Source organism: Mesorhizobium sp. A623 (assembly GCF_054489405.1).
Window position 1 is genome coordinate 50,612 of the sequence record NZ_JBTMXB010000023.1, and the last position, 16,913, is coordinate 67,524.

The following is a 16,913-nucleotide window of genomic DNA, read 5'->3' on the forward strand; positions in this document are numbered from 1 at the left end:
ACATCCATGATGTTCAAAACGGAATCTTAGCATTATATAGCACACATAGAAAAGTCCAGCCGTTGGGCATCGGCCTTTAGGCAGGCATCAGAATTCCTACCCGATGGATTCCGACCACCGTGCTTATGTTTGTAGCCATGTCCGTCTTGCCTTTGGCACCAGACCAGTGCGCGCCCGTGATCTTGCGCGCGATCACCGACAGTGAGGGCTAGACCTTCGCCTCGAAGGCAAAGCCGGTTTCCAGCACATCGACGACATGCGTTCTGCCGTTCCAGTCTCGCAGCAGCGCGGCACCCGGCAGAAGACACCTCCGTTGCCGCTTAGCGCCACTGGGGCGGCGGCGATGGGACCGCCAGCCTGATCCCCAGTGTTAGTTATCAGACCGTTGCGGTCTATGAGCCTCTTCTCGACCCGATTCATCGCCGCCCTGATCAACAAATCCCGACGAACACCATGTGGGGGTGGCATTTGTAAATCTTCGCCCATCGAACAGCGAGTTCAACACGCAAGAGGTCGCCCAAGGCTGCGATCTCCGCGGCAATATCAAGCTTTGCCCGCATGAGGATCACGCGCCCTTTGCTCTATCGTCGATGCGATAGCGAGGGACACCATCCTTGCCGATCTCGTTTACCAGAGGGAGGCTGAGTTTCTTCCCACCAGCGCCGATAGAAACCCGCGTGCCTAGTGTGCTTTCCAATCGGTTGAGACCGCACATTGCTAGCGCGAGGGTTCCAGCTCCACTTCGCAATTGCGAAGAAATTACACCGCAAATGCAACAACGGATTTTCTTGACATTAAATATGTTTTCCTAAACATTCCGCTCGTTCGAGCATCTTCTCGCGCAAAGAAACGCAGTTGACCTTGGGTTAAACCTTGGAGGGTGGTCCTATGGAGATAGCGCTGGTAAACAACGCTGAAGAAGAAGATCTCGGGCGGCGTATTGATAGAATGCACGCTCAAGACAGGGTGGCGCTGATTATTTTTGTCGTTGCTCTTTGGATAACGTTGTTATTTACGTTCTTCAAAATATGGCCTTTCATATCTGTGTCCGCCATCAAGATCGTTCTGATAATCGCAGGCGGATTTGTTCTCATGCTCAATACCGCGGCGATCGTTGCGATGCTCAAGCATTACAGCGAAGACCGGCATTTCATTTATGGGCTCGATCTCAAGCATCTCGATGCGATGCGTAAGCGGCGGGGCTGAATCAATGGCATACCAACCCAAAGAGCAGGGGCTTGTGGCCCAGGTTATAGACGTTATTACCTTGCTGGTTCTCACCGTGGGGGCTCTCTACATTCCACTTTACATGGGGCTTGCCGGGGCCGCCAAAACACCAAACCCCATCGCAAATCCCACCTGGGAAGCGTTGGGCCAGAACCTGGACGAGCAGAAGCAATGGGCCGCTTTGGGCATCACCGACCCTGCGGCCGCCAACGATATGATCACAGCACGCTTCGACTACAGTTTTAGCTGGATGGCGCTGATCGTCATGGTCGTCCTTGTCATAGGCTATTTCGTTCTCGTGGTGAGGCTCTCCGACAGAGAGTATCGGGACGTCATAGCTGAGCGGTTCGGATCGAAGCGCTAGAGTATCAAACCGAAAAGCGGTTACCGGTTATCGGATTATTCGATGCTCAATCAAAGTCAGAGCGGCCTTTGACGTCGGGTTGGACGCACGCTCTCGGGGAGGGACACTTATGGATCTGTGGAACGCTCTGGAGTACGCGGCGTGGGGCCTTTCTTTCGTGTTTGGCGCCCTTCTCCTCGTCGACCTCATCCGCATCGACACGACCTATGACAACGACCTGCTGACTTCTTCTCGCGAAGGCGAGTTCGAAGCTGTGCAGGAACGTCATACGATTTAAGGGACGATGACGATGGCGAATGTACCTTCAGCCAAGGCAGAGCCGGAACGGCTTCAACTGCTCCGCGTACTTGGCCCCGCCCATGTGTGGGCGCTTGGCGTCGGAATCGTGCTGGTCGGCGAATACATGGGTTGGAATTTCTCGGTCGGCAAAGGCGGCATGATTGCTGGCCTGGTCGCCTGCTGGGTGGCGGGCCTGCTCTACACCTGCGTGGCGATGATCGATTCCGAAGTGACCTCCACGGTCGCGGCCGCCGGCGGCCAATATGCGCAGGCCAAGCACATCGTCGGCCCCCTGATGGCCTTCAACGTCGGCCTTTTCCTCGTGATGGCATACACGATGCTGGAAGCGGCCAACGCGATAACCGTGGGTTTCCTGCTCGATGCCGTTGCCGGGATGCAGGGTCATTCGGGACTCCACCAGCAGCCGTTCATCGTCCTCGCCGTCATGTTCCTGGCGTGGCTCAACTATCGCGGCGTGCTTGCCACGCTGACATTCAACCTGGTGATCGTGGCGGTCGCGTTCACGGCTGTCTGCGTGCTCTTCCTTGCCGTCAATCTGGGTGTGTCGAACGTGCCGCTCGACTTTTCGGCCGTTACCTCTGAACCGCTTCCCTATGGCTGGGTGGGTATGATCGCTGCCCTGCATTTCGGCCTCTGGTATTATCTCGGCATCGAAGGCACTTGCCAGGCAGCCGAAGAGGTGCGTTCTCCGGCGAGATCGCTGCCTTACGGCACCATGGCGGGCATCATGACGCTGCTGATCGCCGCGACGATGACATGGTACATGTGCTCCGGCCTGATCCCGTGGGAATATCTCGGCCAGGCGGGTACGCCGCTGTTCGACGCGGCACGGGTAACGGGCAATAGCGGCCTGATGGTCCTGCTTTTCATCGGGACAATCTTCGCGACGCTGGCATCCGCCAATGGCTGCATCAACGACGCCTCGCGGGCATGGTTCTCAATGGGCCGTGACCGCTACCTTCCAAGCTGGTTCGGCGCCGTCCATCCGGTCTATCGCACGCCATATCGGTCGATCGTATTCCTCGTGCCGATCGCGCTGATCTTTGCGCTCGGCGCGCCGCTGGATCAGGTTGTTACGTTCTCCATTCTGTCGGGCCTTCTCGGCTACACTTTCATGACGTTCAATATGGTTATGTTTCGCAGGAAATGGCCGCTGGGCACGATAAAGCGCGGTTATGTGCACCCGTTCCACCCGTTGCCGACGATCATCCTCCTCATCCTGTGCTCGACTGCGTTTTTTGCGGTGTTTCTGGGTTACGGCACCCAACTCATTGCGATGATGTGCTTTTACATCGTGGCCTCGCTATGGTTCCACTTCCGGCGCTATCAGTTCGTGCGCCGGGGAGATCAGTTCACGATGCCTTGGCCGAAGCCGCAAGGATATTAACCAGATCATTGCGGCGGCGCCATATCGTCGCCGCCGCACCTTTTATGGAGTGAAGCGCATTCGGCCGCCTCACTTCAAGCCCAGGTAGGCAGTATGGCCTCAAGCACAGTCTTTGTGATCTTCGTTGCGGTTTCGGTAGCCTGGCTGTCGATACGCGCGCTGCAGGATCATCGCGCTGCGCTCATGCTAAGGCACGGCCTCCTGAATTCAGCGGCGCGACTTTTCTCCGATGCGAAAATCACTCTGGCCCGCGATTCCTTTCCGGTTCTTGCCGGGCGCCTGCCCGATCGCCGGCGGGTGACAATCGAACTCATTGCCGACACGATGGTCTTTCGCAGGCTTCCGCAACTTTGGCTGAAGTTGACTCTAAGCGAGACTGCCGTACGACGCAGACCGTCGATCGGCGCGCTCGCCCGGCCCACGGGAGCCGAATTCTACTCGATCGTCCACGACCTGCCCGAATGGATGACACCACCGTCAACCGGGTCCGCGCTGCTGATGCGGGGCGATGGTCGCGCCTCCGCCCCACAGATAGCATCTGTCTCGGCGCTTTTCCGGTCGCTGTTTTCCGACCCGAGCGTGAAGGAAGCGACCATCACCTCGCGCGGCGTGCGGCTTGTCCGGCAAGCGGCGGAGGGCGATCGCGGCGCTCACCTTCTGCTGAGGCAAATACGGTTCCCTATCACCGAGATTTCGCAAGATCTCGTGCTGCGCGCGATTTCCGAGGCTGAAGCACTTAGCCAGGTTTTACACGAAGAATGCCTGGTTCTTGACCATGCAACGCTCTGACGCACAGACGATGAAAAAGCCTATCTCGCCGTACGTCGTGCTCGCACTTGCTGTCGCGCTGCCGGGAGTTGGCCACGTCGCGATCCGCGAGGCTCCACGCGGGCTGGTGTTCGCACTCTTCGTGGTACTTTTTTCCGTGCTGACCTATGTGATGACCACCCCCGATCAATCCTTTGTCGCACGGCACGCCGGTGGGCTCTTCGTCTGGGCGCTTTCGATTCCCGATGCCTATCGGCGTGCCCGATTGCGGTACGTATCAAAGCTTCAGGCCGCGAGTTTACTTAAGTGAGGGTTAAGAACAGATCGACACACATGAATGACGTTGGACAATGCCATTAGTTTTGAGCGACGACCGCAGTCCTTGGATCGCATCTTTCGAAAAGTAAACGCGGCCACTGGGTCCGGTTCGCGTTGGAGCGCGCCTGCGGACCAGATAAGATGCTCGTCAGTCGCTTCGTTGGCTAGGAAGAAAGAAGCTGGAGAAAATCCTCCTGTTCACCGTACCGTTAGGCCCGGCGAGCGGCGAGACGGGAAAACAGGATCGACGACCATCATTTCGGTAGGGGTATTTGTTGGCCAGACCAGGTGAGTCCATATCCGCTTGGCGAAAAGCGCAAGGTTCCAAAAGTGAGGACAGCAGTTCCCGACCTTCGGACCGGCCCTGCGGAATCCAGCGTGAGGATACGGCAGGCTCAAAACTTGACGGCCGTCCTGCGTCAAGATTCGCATGCGGTCCATGAGCCCAAAAACCTCATGGAGGCGGCAATTGGGCGGGAGGTGCGGGCGCTTCGTAGGCGGCATGGCATGACCGTGATCGGGCTTGCCAGTGCTGCAAGCATCTCGGTCGGCATGGTGTCGAGGATTGAAAACGGGACCATATCCGCGTCATTGACAACGCTGCAGGCGTTGGCACTTGCCTTGGCAGTGCCACTTACGTCACTGTTGCAACGCTTTGAAAAAGAACGCCACGCAGCCTTCGTCATATGCGGGGCGGGTGTGGAAATTAGCCGAGGCGCCGCTACCGGCCGCCAAAACAATCTTCTGGACTATATCGGTGCCCGTTCCAGGGTTTCGATCGAGCCCTATCTTACGATCCTGACCAAGGACACCGATCCGCTTCCACTTTTTCGGCATGCAGGGGTTGAATTCCTCTACATGCTGGAGGGCGAAATCATCTACCGCCACGGCAGCAGGCTTTACCCCATGCTTCCGGGCGACAGCTTGTTCTTTGACGCTGATGCGCCACACGGTCCCAATAAGCTAACGAAATTGCCAATACGCTTCCTGTCCATCGTCTCCTATCGGCTGGAAGGCACTGAGGATTAACCTCGCAATCTAAGCGCCGCGATGAAGATCGTGATGAAGTAGCTGAGTTGCTGGGGACTGTTTAACGGATCCATCCCTAATCGACCGGAAAGTTGAGCGACGCGTACTGGATTGTAGTCAAGAACGCAGCGGAAAAGGCTTCCCACGTGACCGCCATCAGCCGGCGCCGCCGCTGGCGCGGTACGATCTATCCAAATCCGACGCGATACTGGTCGCCGCAATCGAGAGCAATGTTCCCTACCACATGATTGCGCGAACCGTGATCGCTGACTTCCAACAAATGATCAAATCCAAGGCCGTCGACAAACTCGACCGCTGGCTTCAACACGCCGCCGCCAGCATCGTCGCTTCATTCGCGAAGGGCGTCAGGAAAGACATCGCCGCTGTTCGAAACGCCATCTCGTCTCCCTGGTCAAACGGCCGGACCGAAGGTCAGATCACGAAGCTCAAACTGATCTAACGGCAGATGCATGGGCGCGCAAAAATTGACCTGCTTCAGGCAAGATTGATCGGAGCCACGTAGCATCCGTCCTTCAGCAAATGTGCGTCAGACCCCTTATTGCGCGAAAATACGGGATCCCGATTCCGCGATCATTGACAGACGGACACATGCCTCTTTTCCCAGCCGTCACTGAGGGTCAACGAATACTGGCACGCGCCGGCACAGGTTACCTTCGAAAGTGAAGAGCAAATTCGACCTTTCGATCATAGGCGCGTGCCTGTCCGGATGGATGTACCGCTTTATAGGTTCGCTGGAGAATTGGTTCATAAACAAAGGTCTATCATTGAAACAAGCCCGACTTATGGTGTCAGGCAATGTTGCATGAGCTGCGGCGTACGCCCGGATCAACCCTCAGCGCAGTCCGCGTGATATATCGGATGAGATTGCCACTGACGGCATCTAAACCAAAAGCTGGCCTTGATATTGTCCTCGCGGATGAGGCAACAAGCCCCTGGGTCAAGGCTTTGGACGTCATATATGAAAAGCTTGCTTGAATATGCCCCGAATGAAAGCCTTTATTTGTTTGCCGCTGCGGCTTGACCGTGTAGCGCTTTGGCGCGCAGAGCGTATCCGTCAAGTTGGCATAGCGAACACTTACTTTCTGTCCCTAGCGTGCTGATTACGCGGGAAACAGGAATGCGGCGGCCGGATCGAAGAACACCTGCCGGTTTCCCGACGCCTCGCCACCGTGCGTGTCGGCCATGTCGGCGGTCGGCCGGATATCGATTTCCTGGCCGGTTACGGTTCGCGCCACCACCCGCTGCCGCTCGCCGAAGAAGGCGCGGTCGACGATTTCGACCGCAAGCCCGGCGGTTGCCGTACCGGCCTTGAGGCGAAAGGCTTCCGGCCGCACCATCAGCCGCGCCTTCTGCCCGCGCTCGATGGGCTGGCCGGCCTTCACGCCGCTGACGACCTCACCGCCGGCAAGACGGATCGTCGCCACCCCATTGGCGGTTTCAAGGCATTCGGCAGCCAGGAAATTCGAATTACCGATGAAGCCGGCTACGAAGTCGGTTTCCGGGCGCAGATAAAGGTCCTCGCCCGTGCCGACCTGTTCGATGCGGCCGTCCTTGAACAGGGCAATGCGGTCGGAAAGATGCAGCGCCTCTTCCTGGTCGTGCGTGACATAGAGGATGGTCACGCCGGTCTCCCGATGGATGCGGCGGATTTCGGCCTGGATTTCCTCACGCAACTTCTTGTCGAGGGCGGACAGCGGTTCGTCCATCAACAGGATCGGCGGATCGTAGGCGAGCGCCCGCGCCAGTGCCACCCGCTGCTGCTGGCCGCCAGAAAGGGCACCCGGACGCCTGTCGGCGAAACTCTCGAGCCTGACCAGCGCCAGCATGTCGGCGACTTTGCGCTTTACCTCGGCATCCGGCCGGCGCCGCACCCTGAGCGGAAACGCCACGTTTTCGGCGACGGACAAATGCGGAAACAGTGTGTAGCGCTGGAACACCATGCCGATGTTGCGCTTGTGGGAAGGCACCGCAAGCAGCGACTTTCCCTGTAGCAGCACGTCGCCCGCCGTCGGGTCCTGGAAGCCGGCGATGGCGTAGAGCGTCGTCGACTTGCCGGAACCCGATGGCCCGAGGAAAGTCAGGAATTCGCCCTGCGGAATATCGATGGTGACGTCATGGACGGCGACCACCGCGCCGAACGTCTTGCGGATGTTGCGAATCGAGAGGAAAGGCTGGGTCATTTCGAGAACCTCCGGCGGATAAGCGCCGTTGCGATCATCAGGAACAGGGTCAGGAGAACGAGCAGGCTTGATGCGGCGGCGATGACCGGGCTCAAATCCTGGCGCAGGCTACCCCAGATCTTGACCGGTAGCGTCTGCAGCGTCGGGCTGGCCATGAAGATGGCAACGACGACCTCGTCCCAAGACGCCAGGAAAGCGAAGATAGCTGCCGAGAAGATACCGATCTTGATCGACGGCAAGGTAATGCGAAGCTTCGCCTCAAACGGACTTGCGCCGCAGACGATGGCCGCATCCTCGATTGACTTGTCGAAGCCTTCGAGCGCGGTTGCAATCGGGATGATGGCGAAGGGCAGCGCCAGAACCGTATGGGCGATGACGAAGCCGATAGTGGTGCCGCCCAGCCCAAGCCGCAGGAAGAAGGCGTAGATGGCAATGGCGAAGACGACGACCGGCAGCACCATCGGCGTCAACAACAGGCCGCGCAGGATTTCGCGGCCGCGAAAATTGCCCCGGACCAGCGCGAAGGAGGCCAGCAGCCCGATGACCACCGCGAGAACCGCCGTCAGCGCGGCGATGCGCGCGCTGGTCAGCGCCGCTTCGAGCCAGGACGGGTCGGCAAAAAGCTCCTGATACCATTTGAGCGTCCAGCCGGGCGGCGGAAAGGCGAGCCAGCGCGATGAACCGAAGGAAAGAAGGATGATGAAAACAACCGGCAGCAACAGGAAAGCGCCAACCAGCACCGTGAAGCCGAGAAGGGCCACACGCAGCGGCCGGCCCATGCGTTCGTAGTCGAGCAGCATCAGACGCCTCCCGCCAGACGTTTGGCGCCGACGAAGCGCAATTGCACCGCATAGAGCGCCATGGTGAAGACCAGAAGAATGAAGGCGGCGGCGCTGCCGAGCCCCCAGTTGAGCAGCGACTGGATCATCTGGGCGATCATTTCGGCAAGCATCATGTTGGACGTTCCGCCAAGCAGTGCCGGCGTGACGAAATAGCCGAGCGACATGACGAAGACCATCAGCCCACCGGCGGCGATGCCGGGAAGCGAAAGCGGCAAAAGGATGCGGCGGAAGGCGGCGAATGGGCTCGCGCCGCAAAGCGAAGCGGCGCGTAAAATCATCGGATCGATCGCGCGCAGGGTTCCGACCAGCGGCAGGATCATGAAGGGCAGCATGATATAGACCATGCCAATGGTGACGCCGGTGAGGTTGTTGATGAGCGGTAGTGGTTCATCGATGATGCCCATTACCATCAGGGTCCGGTTGATGACGCCGGTGCGCTGCAAGAGAACCATCCATGCATAGGTGCGGGCGAGCAGATTCGTCCACATCGACAGGATGATGACCCCGAAGACGATGGAGCCGAGCGCCGGCGGCATGATCGCCAGCATCCAGGCGACCGGAAACGCCACGACAACCGTGACGATGGTCACCACCGAGGCGACGAGGAATGTGTTGAAGAATATCCGCGCGTAAGTGCCGTCGCCGAACAGCGCGGCATAGTTCTGCCAACCGAGGACCGGTTCGGTGACGCTACGCAACAAGAGCGCCACGACTGGCACGACGAAGAACAACGAAATGAGGACCAGTGCCGGCAACGCACCGGAAAGGCCGGACGGCATGGCGAAGGAAGTGCGGCTTGCGGCTTGCGACATGATGCTGATCCGGATCGTCCGGACGCCGGGCGGCGTCCGGACGGCTTGCGGGAGGATGACGGGTTTACTTGGCCTGCCAAGCGTACCAGCGCTCGGCGATGGCGTCGCGGTTCTGCGCCCAATAGTTCATGTCGAGGTCGATCTGGCCGTCGGTATGGGCGTCGGGCAGGGACTTGACGACATCGGCCGGCATTTCGGCCTTGGCGGCGGTGTTGATGGGTGCATAGCCGGTCGCTTCGGCAAACGATGCCTGCGCCTTGGGGCTGGTCGCGTTGGCCAGGAATTTCATCGCCGCGTCCTTGTTCTTGGCGCCCTTGGGCACGACGAGAAGGTCGGCGGCCGTCAAGTTCTGGTCCCACGATACGCCGACATCGGCGCCTTCCTGCTGAAGTGCGAAGACGCGGCCGTTCCAGAGTTGCCCGAACGCCGCTTCGCCGGAAGCCAGCAACTGCTGCGACTGCGCGCCGCCGCTCCACCAGACGATGTCCGACTTGATGGTGTCGAGCTTCTTGAAGGCGCGGTCGAGGTCGAGCGGATAAAGCTTGTCGGCGGGCACGCCGTCGGCGAGCAGCGCGATTTCGATGACGCCCGGCGCAGACCATTTGTAGAAGGTGCGCTTGCCCGGATATTTCGTCAGGTCGAACATGTCGGCCCAGTTTTTGGGCTCGCCCGACACGGTGCCCTTGTTCCAGGCTAGCACGAACGAATAGTAGAAGCTGCCGACCGCGTGATCGGTGGTAAAGCGCGGGTCGAGGTCGGCTTTCGGCACGATATTGAAGTCGATCGGCTCAAGCAGGCCGTCCTTCGCCGCCTTGATGGCGAAGTCGGCCTCGACGTCGACGACGTCCCAGGCGACGTTGCCGCTTTCGACCATGGCCTTCAGCTTGCCGTAGTCGGTCGGGCCGTCCTGCAGGACCTTGATGCCGGATTCAGCGGAGAACGGCTCGGCCCAGGATTTGGTCTGCGCGTCCTGCGTGGTCCCGCCCCAACTGGTGAACACCATTTCGGCGGCACTGGCGGTACCCGCCATAAAAAGGCCCGCAGCCAAGCTCAATAGCATACGTTTCATGTTTTCCTCCCTGTGTGGCGCCCATGCTTCATGGACGGCTCATTAAAGTTCCTGCAGAACGGGTTCACCGCATGACGAACGGATCGGGGATCGGCTCGTCCGAGGTTCTTATCCAGACCGATTTGCTGCGCGTGTAGTCGCGGATCGCATTGAGCCCGCCCTCGCGACCGAGGCCCGACTGGCCGTAACCACCGAAAGGCACCAGCGGCGACACGGCGCGATAGGTGTTGACCCAGACGATGCCGGCATGGATGTCGCGCGCCAGGCGATGCGCCCTGGCAAGATTGGTGGTGAAGACGCCGGAGGCGAGGCCGTAGGGCGTGTCGTTGGCCAGCGCCAGCGCCTCCGCTTCGTTGTCGAAAGCCAGCACGCTGAGCACCGGCCCGAACAGTTCTTCCTGCACGCAGGGCAGCTTCTGGTCGCTCGCCTCGATGATGGTCGGCGAATAATAGAAGCCGTCGGGATGGCCCTCTGGACGCATCCCGCCGGTGACGAGGCGGCCACCGGCGGCGAGGCTCTCGGCGACGATCTTTTCGATCCAGTCACGCTGCTTGAGAGTAGCGAGCGGCCCCATTTCGGTGGTGGCGTCCTGCGGGTCTCCGATCCGGATCGCCTTGGCCTTTTGAGTCAGCCGCGCCAGAAATTCATCCTTGACCGAACGCTCGACCAGAAGGCGGGAGCCGGCGACGCAGCTTTGCCCGGTGGCGGCGAATATCCCCGCCACGACCGCATTGGCGGCGCTGTCGAGATCGGCGTCGGCAAACACCACGACCGGGCTTTTGCCGCCGAGTTCGAGCGTGGTGAAGGCGAGGTTTTCGGCGGTGTTTTTGACGATTGCGCGCGCCGTCGACGGACCGCCGGTGAAGGCGACACGCGAGACGAGCGGATGGCTGGTCAACCGCTTGCCGCAATCATGGCCGAAGCCGGTCAGGATGCTGACGGTTCCGGCCGGAAAGCCGGCCTCCTGCACCAGTTCGGCGAAGACGAGCAGCGGGGCGGGGCCATCCTCCGAGGCCTTCAGCACGACCGTGCAGCCGGCGGCCAGCGCCGGGCCGAGCTTGACGGCCGACAGGAAAAGCTGCGAATTCCAAGGCACGATCGCGGCAACCACACCGATCGGCTCGCGGCGGATGGTGACGTCCATATCCGCCTTGTCGATCGGCACATGGCTGCCTTCGTGCTTGTCGGCCAACCCGCCATAGTAGCGGTAGTAGTCGCCGACATAGGCGATCTGGGCGCGGGTCTCGCGGATGATCTTGCCGGTGTCGCGCGTTTCCAACTCGGCTAGGCGCGGCGCGTTGGCGACGACGAAATCGCCCAGCCGAACCAGAAGCTTGCCGCGCGCCGTCGCAGTCATCGTCGCCCACGGCCCCGATCGCAAGGCGCGGTGCGCCGCCTCGACGGCACGATCGACGTCGGCCTCCGTCGCCGCCGGCATCGTCGCCCACGCCGTTCCTGTCGACGGATCGAGGCTTTCAAAGGTCACCGACGGTTCGTCGAAACGGCCGTCGATGAAGTTGCAAAATGAGGTTGCGGTCATGGCCCGGCTCGGTTTTCGCTTAGTTGAAGGCCGGCATTACCCGGTCGATGAAAAGCTGCAGCGATTTCTTCTTGCGCTCATGCGGCAGGCCGCTGTCGATCCAGATCGAATACTGATCGTAGCCGAGGGCCTCATAGGCCTTGAGCCGGCCGATCACCTCGTCGGCCTCGCCGATCACCAGGTTTTCGCGGATCTTGGCCGGCGCATATTGCGGCATGGCGGCGATTTCTTCTTCCGTAAGCGCCTCGAGGATACCCTGGTGCACCGGCTTCTTGTTCTGGAACCAGGCACCGAACTGGCAGTAGAACTGCGACAAATCGTTGGTCAGGCGCTCGGCCTCAGTCGCGTCCTCGGCGACGAAGGTGTGCATCAAAAGCATGATTTCCGGCCGCTCGATCTCCGGATGGGCGGCGCAGGCAGCATTGAAGCGCTCCATCAGGCTGGTAACCTCGCCGTCGCCGGAAGCCAGCGGCGTCACCTGCACGTTGCAGCGGTTAGACACCGCGAAATCGTGCGAATTGGGATCGCGCGCCGCCACCCAGATCGGCGGGAAAGGCTGCTGCACGGGCTTGGGCGCCGAGGTGGTCGAAGGGAACGACCAAAATTCACCGGAGAGCTCGAAGTCGCCTTCCCACAGGCCACGAATGGCCGGGATGATCTCGCGCATGCGCTGACCGGCGCCCCATGCGTCGAGGCCGGGGAAAAGCCGCTGGTATTCATAGCTGTAGGCACCGCGCGCAATGCCGATATCGAGGCGGCCGCCGGTGATGACGTCGGCCATCGCGGCTTCGCCGGCAAGCTTGATCGGGTGCCAGAAGGGGGCGACGACCGTGCCGGTGCCGAGCCGGATGCGCGTCGTCTTGGCTCCGAGATAGGCAATGTTGATGAACGGGTTGGGCGAGATAGTGAACTCCATGCCGTGGTGTTCGCCGATCCACGCCGTCTCGAAGCCGGCAGCTTCCGCCATCAGCACGAGGTCTTCCAGTTCCTTGACCAGTTCCGTGTGCGGCTTGGCCGGATCGGAGCGCTCCATGTGAACGAAAAGCGAGAATTTCATTGTGGTCAACCGGCCTTTGACGAATGGGATGTGGGGTTCGCGAGCGGGGCTTTTGCCAAGGGGCTTTTTGCTAACGGTCGCACCTCGCCCTCGCGCTCGTTGCCGACATAAATGCCGAAGGCGTCCTCGGTCCGTTCGCGCACATAGCGCGCCAGCATGGAACACACGGCAGGGTCGGCGATTTTCAAGTTCGCAATCCGGTCGATCTCGACCAGACGGGCCTGACCGTCGCTCGAACAGGGAGCGTCGAGCGTACCCAGATAATAGACGTGCGAGCGCGAGGATTGCCCGGCATCGTCCCATACCGCAAACAGGAATCCGAGTTGGGCCTGGATGGCGCGGGCAGACAATTTCCCCATCAAGCTCTTGGCGTTCTCGGCCGTGCCCAGACCGGCGCCGGCCGGCAGCTCGCAGTTTCCGTCCGGCCTTTCGAAAAACAGCACACGGCCTTCGTCTTCGAGGATAACGCCGACTTCCATGTTCTGCGGCGCCGACAGCAAGGCTTCCTGGCTGAGGCCGAGATTGACATAGGCGCCCCGGCAGAAACCGAGCGGCTGCGCGCCGTTGTGGGAAAAGTCACGAACCCGGCCGATCAGGATCGAGTGGTCGCCGGCATCGATCAACTGTTCCATGTCGCAATCGAACGCCGCGACCGAATTGTCGATCATCGGGCTCGCTGTCGATCCAGCATGCCATTCGACGGCATCGAACTTGTCGGCGGCTTTCGACGCAAATATGCCGGAGGCGGCCTTTTGCTCCTCGCTCAATATGTTGACGGCGAAGCCTTTCGAGGCCGAAAAGACCGGGTGGCTGTGTGCCTTCTTGGCGATGCAGATGAGCACCAGCGGCGGATCGAGCGATACAGACGTAAATGAATTGGCGGTAAAACCCCTGGGTTCCCCGTCGGGACCGATGGTGGTGACGATGGTCACGCCGGTCAGGAACGAGCCGAGCGCGCGCCTGAATTCCATCGCATCGAAAGCGGCATCCATTTTTGATCCCTCCGTTGCCTTCGCGCCGTCGCCGCTTTCAAGAAAAGCGAGGATGTGACGGGTGACCTTCTCGGGCGAGGCGAGCGCCATCATGTGCTTTTCCCCGTCGAGGACGAGGCAGCTTCCCTGCGGCGCGAGGCGGGCCATCGCGGCGGACATGGACGGTGAGGAATTGCGGTCTTCCGATCCGGTCATGAACAGGGCCGGCATGGCGAGTTTGGGCAGGCGTTCGGCATGCTCGTTATCGGCGCGCGCGAAAAGACGGTAGGCGCGGGCATAGCCCTGCTGGTCGGCGCTTTCTAGGGCGGCGCGGGCCATCGCCGCCGCATCGGCCAGTTCCGGCGATATCCGCTCGCCGAACCAGCGGGCAACCGTGGCGGTAATGCCGGCAGGGTCGCCGTGGCCACTGAGGTCGGCGGCACGAGCGCGAACCGCTTCGGCAAGCGCCGGCGAGCGGCGGAATACGGCGTTGATCGAGACGAGACGGCGTATCCGTTCCGGCGCGGCAAGCGCCACTTCCTGCACGACAAGCGCGCCCATCGAATGGCCGACGACAGAGGCACGGTCGAGACCGAGATGGTCGAGCAGATGGATAACCTGCCGGGCATAGTCCGACAGGCTCGCCTGCTCCGGCGGCAGCGGCGAAGCGCCGTGCCCCAGCATGTCGATGGCAATCACGTCGTAGCGGCTTTTCAGCCGGTCGATCTGGGGCTGCCAGATCGCCGCATTCATACCGACGCCGTGGACGAACACGATCGCCTCGCCTGCACCGGCACGCAGATAGGCCGTACCGTCAGGTGCTTTCTCGCGAATACGAGCCGATGCGGCGAGACGCTCAGCCATGGAGGTCGCCGAGCTCCTCGAGGTCCTTGTAGCGGTCGCCGATACGGTGATGCGGGCGGCCGCCGATCGAAGCGCCCAGCGCGATCACCAGTTCGTCGGGCGCCGGGGCGTCGGGGATCTGGAAATGCACGGTCAGATAGTGCGAGCGCCGGCCCGCGTCGTTCTTGTCCATCAGCGGGATCATGATCGGGGTGCCCGGCCCGCCACGCAGATTGGTGAAGGCGAGGTAGGTCTCGGCACCGACGGCGCGACGATAGTGATTACCGAAATGCAGCGTGTGGATCAGCGCTGAAGCATGCTCGATTTCGCCGGCGGTGCCGCAGATGGCCGCCTTGCCATAGGCTTCGATGGCTTCGCCCGAACCGGCGACCGCGAGCATCTCGCGGGTCAGCAACTCGCCGAGCACCGGCGCGTAGGCCCTTATCTCGGGCGACAGATCCTCGACGAAACCCTTGCCTGCCCACGGATTGGTCAGAACCGCCGCGACGCCGAATAGGCGCAACGGCTGAGGCGCCGCCTTGCCACCCTCGATCAAAGTGGTCTCGCTATAGGTCACGATCTTTCGAATGGCGGCGTTCATGGCGGTGGTCCCCGGCTGGTCTACTACGGCATACATTTTGCGTTCCGTATTATGGTATACCATGTTATTATCTCCCCGAGAACCTTGTCAACGCCTATTCGAATCTGATTTCGGTCCGTTCATTGAAGGAACCAGCCATGAGCGATACGCTGCGCATTGAACGTTCGATGAAGACGCTGCGCACATTGACGCTCGAGCGAATGCGCGACGCCATCATGACTTTTCATTTCCAGCCCGGCGAGCGATTGGTCGAACGCCCGCTTTGCGACCAGCTCGGCGTCAGCCGCTCGGTGGTTCGCGAAGTCCTGCGCCAATTGGAGACCGAGGGCCTGGTGCAGATGGTTCCGGGACACGGACCGGCCGTCGCGCGCCCGGACCTCGACCGCACCGACGAGATCTACGAATTGCGGGCGCTGCTGGAAGGCGTCGCGGCGCGTGCCTGCGCCATGACGGCGACAGACGAACAGATCGTCGGGCTCGATCATGCGTACGAAGATCTTCTCAAGGCGTGGGCTTCGAGTATCCCCGTTGAGGTGATGCGGGCGGTGACGCGGTTCTATGAAAAGCTGTTCGCCGCTGCCGGTAAGCATATCGCCTGGGAAATCGTGCAGGGGCTGAATGTCCGGATCAACCAGTTGCGGTCGATGACCATCGCCTCGACCAACCGGCGCGAACCGGCGATCGCCGAGATGCAGGACATCATGCAGGCGATCCGGGCCCGCGACGCCGACAAGGCCGAAGCCGCCGCCCGGCACCATGTCGAGCAGGCCTGGGCGATAGCGCGGCAATCGCTAAAGAGCAGCTGATTTTTCCTCCTGAAACCACTCTCAGCCCAGGAACCGTTCAGGCAATGATCGAGCAAATGACGATTGATCCACGAAACCCCTTCGGAGATTCCAAAGGGATGAAGATGTTTCGGTGCTGGTTCACAGGCGGAGAATGTTTTGAGTACTTCAGACGTCAAAAACACCTTTCGCGCGTTCAGGAGTGGTGACAGCAAATTGCTGTGGTCCAACCTCGCGAAAGAAGTTCGTTATTACGTCTATCAGCAGCCGGACAAAGGCTGACTTGTAGTCCCCATAGATGTCCGCGATGATGATCGTTGGCGGCGGCAAGTCATCCAGGATTGGACGCCGAACGATCCCGTGGCCATCAGGACTGGCATGCCCGACGGGCCGCATGTTGAGAACCGAGACACCGAATTCGCAAGCCGTCCAATTTGGCGCAATGCGACCAGCGCGCTGAAGCCGGGCCAGAATGTGTTTCATTCCACGCAGAAGGGCCTTCTTCATGCGGTCGTCTCACCCCGCCGCATCCAGTTGAATGCCGACCGGGTAGATCACAGGAAGGTAGTCAAGCCATGCATCGACGTATGAATAGAAGTCGTCCCATTCGTCTCCGGCGCTTTCATGAAGAGTGGTGACCTACTGCGAGTGCGCATCCTTGTTGCGCAGCATTGCGATGAGCAGACCGGCGCGCCCGCCGAATGCGAAATAGATAGTCAGACGGTCTTGGTGCATTGATCGGGGTGCGGACGGATTTCAACCTTTGATGCCGTTGGCTATGCCGTGGCTGCCTTGTACC

General features: G+C 60.5%; 18 protein-coding genes and 1 pseudogene. 9 read left to right on the plus strand and 10 right to left on the minus strand.

Translation table 11 applies throughout. The features are described from left to right. Nucleotides 1-208: 208 nt before the first annotated feature. Nucleotides 209-331 (minus strand): annotated as a pseudogene (locus tag ACX3P1_RS19960) (DUF2924 domain-containing protein); the annotation flags it as partial. Nucleotides 332-888: 557 nt separating this feature from the next. Here ACX3P1_RS19960 and ACX3P1_RS19965 point away from each other — a divergent pair. From ACX3P1_RS19965 to ACX3P1_RS20000, 8 genes are all read left to right on the plus strand, one after another. After that, a complete protein-coding gene (locus ACX3P1_RS19965) occupies nucleotides 889-1,206 on the plus strand; it encodes a hypothetical protein (RefSeq protein ID WP_459081339.1) in 318 nt (105 codons plus the stop codon). Between the two features lie 4 nt (nucleotides 1,207-1,210). Continuing rightward, nucleotides 1,211-1,591, plus strand: coding sequence for a hypothetical protein (locus tag ACX3P1_RS19970; RefSeq protein ID WP_459081340.1), 381 nt, complete (start codon nucleotides 1,211-1,213; stop codon nucleotides 1,589-1,591). A 109-nt stretch (nucleotides 1,592-1,700) separates the two neighbouring features. After that, complete coding sequence (locus ACX3P1_RS19975; RefSeq protein WP_459081362.1) at nucleotides 1,701-1,868, plus strand: hypothetical protein; 168 nt, start codon at nucleotides 1,701-1,703, stop codon at nucleotides 1,866-1,868. 12 nt (nucleotides 1,869-1,880) lie between these two features. Continuing rightward, on the plus strand, nucleotides 1,881-3,278 hold the full coding sequence (locus ACX3P1_RS19980; RefSeq protein ID WP_459081341.1) for an APC family permease: 1,398 nt from the start codon (nucleotides 1,881-1,883) through the stop codon (nucleotides 3,276-3,278). A gap of 93 nt (nucleotides 3,279-3,371) precedes the next feature. Then, on the plus strand, nucleotides 3,372-4,067 hold the full coding sequence (locus tag ACX3P1_RS19985; protein WP_459081342.1) for a hypothetical protein: 696 nt from the start codon (nucleotides 3,372-3,374) through the stop codon (nucleotides 4,065-4,067). A 10-nt stretch (nucleotides 4,068-4,077) separates the two neighbouring features. Then, the gene (locus tag ACX3P1_RS19990; RefSeq protein WP_459081343.1) at nucleotides 4,078-4,356 is read left to right on the plus strand and encodes a hypothetical protein; all 279 of its coding nucleotides are present in this window, start codon (nucleotides 4,078-4,080) and stop codon (nucleotides 4,354-4,356) included. A 338-nt stretch (nucleotides 4,357-4,694) separates the two neighbouring features. Next, a complete protein-coding gene (locus ACX3P1_RS19995; RefSeq protein ID WP_459081344.1) occupies nucleotides 4,695-5,393 on the plus strand; it encodes a helix-turn-helix domain-containing protein in 699 nt (232 codons plus the stop codon). A gap of 259 nt (nucleotides 5,394-5,652) precedes the next feature. Then, nucleotides 5,653-5,853, plus strand: a complete 201-nt coding sequence (locus ACX3P1_RS20000) for a hypothetical protein (RefSeq protein WP_459081363.1) — start codon at nucleotides 5,653-5,655, stop codon at nucleotides 5,851-5,853. Nucleotides 5,854-6,514: 661 nt separating this feature from the next. On the opposite strand, the gene ACX3P1_RS20005 is transcribed toward ACX3P1_RS20000, so the two are convergent. The 8 genes from ACX3P1_RS20005 to ACX3P1_RS20040 all read right to left on the minus strand — a co-directional run bounded on the left by ACX3P1_RS20005 (nucleotide 6,515) and on the right by ACX3P1_RS20040 (nucleotide 15,329). Further along, complete coding sequence (locus ACX3P1_RS20005) at nucleotides 6,515-7,594, minus strand: ABC transporter ATP-binding protein (protein ID WP_459081345.1); 1,080 nt, start codon at nucleotides 7,592-7,594, stop codon at nucleotides 6,515-6,517. Beyond that, the gene (locus tag ACX3P1_RS20010) at nucleotides 7,591-8,394 is read right to left on the minus strand and encodes an ABC transporter permease (RefSeq protein WP_459081346.1); all 804 of its coding nucleotides are present in this window, start codon (nucleotides 8,392-8,394) and stop codon (nucleotides 7,591-7,593) included. Before ACX3P1_RS20010 ends, ACX3P1_RS20005 begins: the two co-directional genes overlap by 4 nt. Further along, nucleotides 8,394-9,248: an ABC transporter permease gene (locus ACX3P1_RS20015; RefSeq protein ID WP_459081347.1), complete on the minus strand. Its 855-nt coding sequence runs from the start codon at nucleotides 9,246-9,248 to the stop codon at nucleotides 8,394-8,396. Before ACX3P1_RS20015 ends, ACX3P1_RS20010 begins: the two co-directional genes overlap by 1 nt. A 64-nt stretch (nucleotides 9,249-9,312) precedes the next feature. Next, nucleotides 9,313-10,317: an ABC transporter substrate-binding protein gene (locus ACX3P1_RS20020; protein ID WP_459081348.1), complete on the minus strand. Its 1,005-nt coding sequence runs from the start codon at nucleotides 10,315-10,317 to the stop codon at nucleotides 9,313-9,315. A gap of 64 nt (nucleotides 10,318-10,381) precedes the next feature. Continuing rightward, the gene (locus ACX3P1_RS20025; RefSeq protein ID WP_459081349.1) at nucleotides 10,382-11,857 is read right to left on the minus strand and encodes an aldehyde dehydrogenase; all 1,476 of its coding nucleotides are present in this window, start codon (nucleotides 11,855-11,857) and stop codon (nucleotides 10,382-10,384) included. A gap of 19 nt (nucleotides 11,858-11,876) precedes the next feature. Continuing rightward, nucleotides 11,877-12,914, minus strand: a complete 1,038-nt coding sequence (locus ACX3P1_RS20030) for an LLM class flavin-dependent oxidoreductase (protein WP_459081350.1) — start codon at nucleotides 12,912-12,914, stop codon at nucleotides 11,877-11,879. Between the two features lie 5 nt (nucleotides 12,915-12,919). Continuing rightward, the gene (locus ACX3P1_RS20035) at nucleotides 12,920-14,749 is read right to left on the minus strand and encodes an alpha/beta fold hydrolase (protein ID WP_459081351.1); all 1,830 of its coding nucleotides are present in this window, start codon (nucleotides 14,747-14,749) and stop codon (nucleotides 12,920-12,922) included. Then, complete coding sequence (locus ACX3P1_RS20040; protein ID WP_459081361.1) at nucleotides 14,742-15,329, minus strand: amino acid synthesis family protein; 588 nt, start codon at nucleotides 15,327-15,329, stop codon at nucleotides 14,742-14,744. The genes ACX3P1_RS20035 and ACX3P1_RS20040 overlap by 8 nt, the downstream gene beginning before the upstream one ends. Nucleotides 15,330-15,466: 137 nt before the next feature. Between ACX3P1_RS20040 and ACX3P1_RS20045 the strand changes: the two genes are divergently transcribed. After that, a complete protein-coding gene (locus tag ACX3P1_RS20045) occupies nucleotides 15,467-16,135 on the plus strand; it encodes a GntR family transcriptional regulator (RefSeq protein WP_459081352.1) in 669 nt (222 codons plus the stop codon). 147 nt (nucleotides 16,136-16,282) lie between these two features. Here the strand turns inward: ACX3P1_RS20045 and ACX3P1_RS20050 are convergent, their stop codons facing one another. Then, entirely contained in the window at nucleotides 16,283-16,621 is a 339-nt protein-coding gene (locus ACX3P1_RS20050; RefSeq protein ID WP_459081353.1) for a hypothetical protein, read from the minus strand. Nucleotides 16,622-16,913: the final 292 nt, after the last annotated feature.

Coding starts and splice junctions, on each gene's coding strand:
- ACX3P1_RS19980 (WP_459081341.1), top strand. CDS start 1,881: ATGGCGAATGTACCTTCAGCCAAGGCAGAGCCGGAACGGCTTCAACTG.
- ACX3P1_RS20005 (WP_459081345.1), bottom strand. CDS start 7,594: ATGACCCAGCCTTTCCTCTCGATTCGCAACATCCGCAAGACGTTCGGC.
- ACX3P1_RS19970 (WP_459081340.1), top strand. CDS start 1,211: ATGGCATACCAACCCAAAGAGCAGGGGCTTGTGGCCCAGGTTATAGAC.
- ACX3P1_RS20010 (WP_459081346.1), bottom strand. CDS start 8,394: ATGCTGCTCGACTACGAACGCATGGGCCGGCCGCTGCGTGTGGCCCTT.
- ACX3P1_RS19985 (WP_459081342.1), top strand. CDS start 3,372: ATGGCCTCAAGCACAGTCTTTGTGATCTTCGTTGCGGTTTCGGTAGCC.
- ACX3P1_RS20020 (WP_459081348.1), bottom strand. CDS start 10,317: ATGAAACGTATGCTATTGAGCTTGGCTGCGGGCCTTTTTATGGCGGGT.
- ACX3P1_RS20050 (WP_459081353.1), bottom strand. CDS start 16,621: ATGAAGAAGGCCCTTCTGCGTGGAATGAAACACATTCTGGCCCGGCTT.
- ACX3P1_RS20015 (WP_459081347.1), bottom strand. CDS start 9,248: ATGTCGCAAGCCGCAAGCCGCACTTCCTTCGCCATGCCGTCCGGCCTT.
- ACX3P1_RS20035 (WP_459081351.1), bottom strand. CDS start 14,749: ATGGCTGAGCGTCTCGCCGCATCGGCTCGTATTCGCGAGAAAGCACCT.
- ACX3P1_RS20030 (WP_459081350.1), bottom strand. CDS start 12,914: ATGAAATTCTCGCTTTTCGTTCACATGGAGCGCTCCGATCCGGCCAAG.
- ACX3P1_RS19990 (WP_459081343.1), top strand. CDS start 4,078: ATGAAAAAGCCTATCTCGCCGTACGTCGTGCTCGCACTTGCTGTCGCG.
- ACX3P1_RS20040 (WP_459081361.1), bottom strand. CDS start 15,329: ATGAACGCCGCCATTCGAAAGATCGTGACCTATAGCGAGACCACTTTG.
- ACX3P1_RS19975 (WP_459081362.1), top strand. CDS start 1,701: ATGGATCTGTGGAACGCTCTGGAGTACGCGGCGTGGGGCCTTTCTTTC.
- ACX3P1_RS19965 (WP_459081339.1), top strand. CDS start 889: ATGGAGATAGCGCTGGTAAACAACGCTGAAGAAGAAGATCTCGGGCGG.
- ACX3P1_RS20045 (WP_459081352.1), top strand. CDS start 15,467: ATGAGCGATACGCTGCGCATTGAACGTTCGATGAAGACGCTGCGCACA.
- ACX3P1_RS20025 (WP_459081349.1), bottom strand. CDS start 11,857: ATGACCGCAACCTCATTTTGCAACTTCATCGACGGCCGTTTCGACGAA.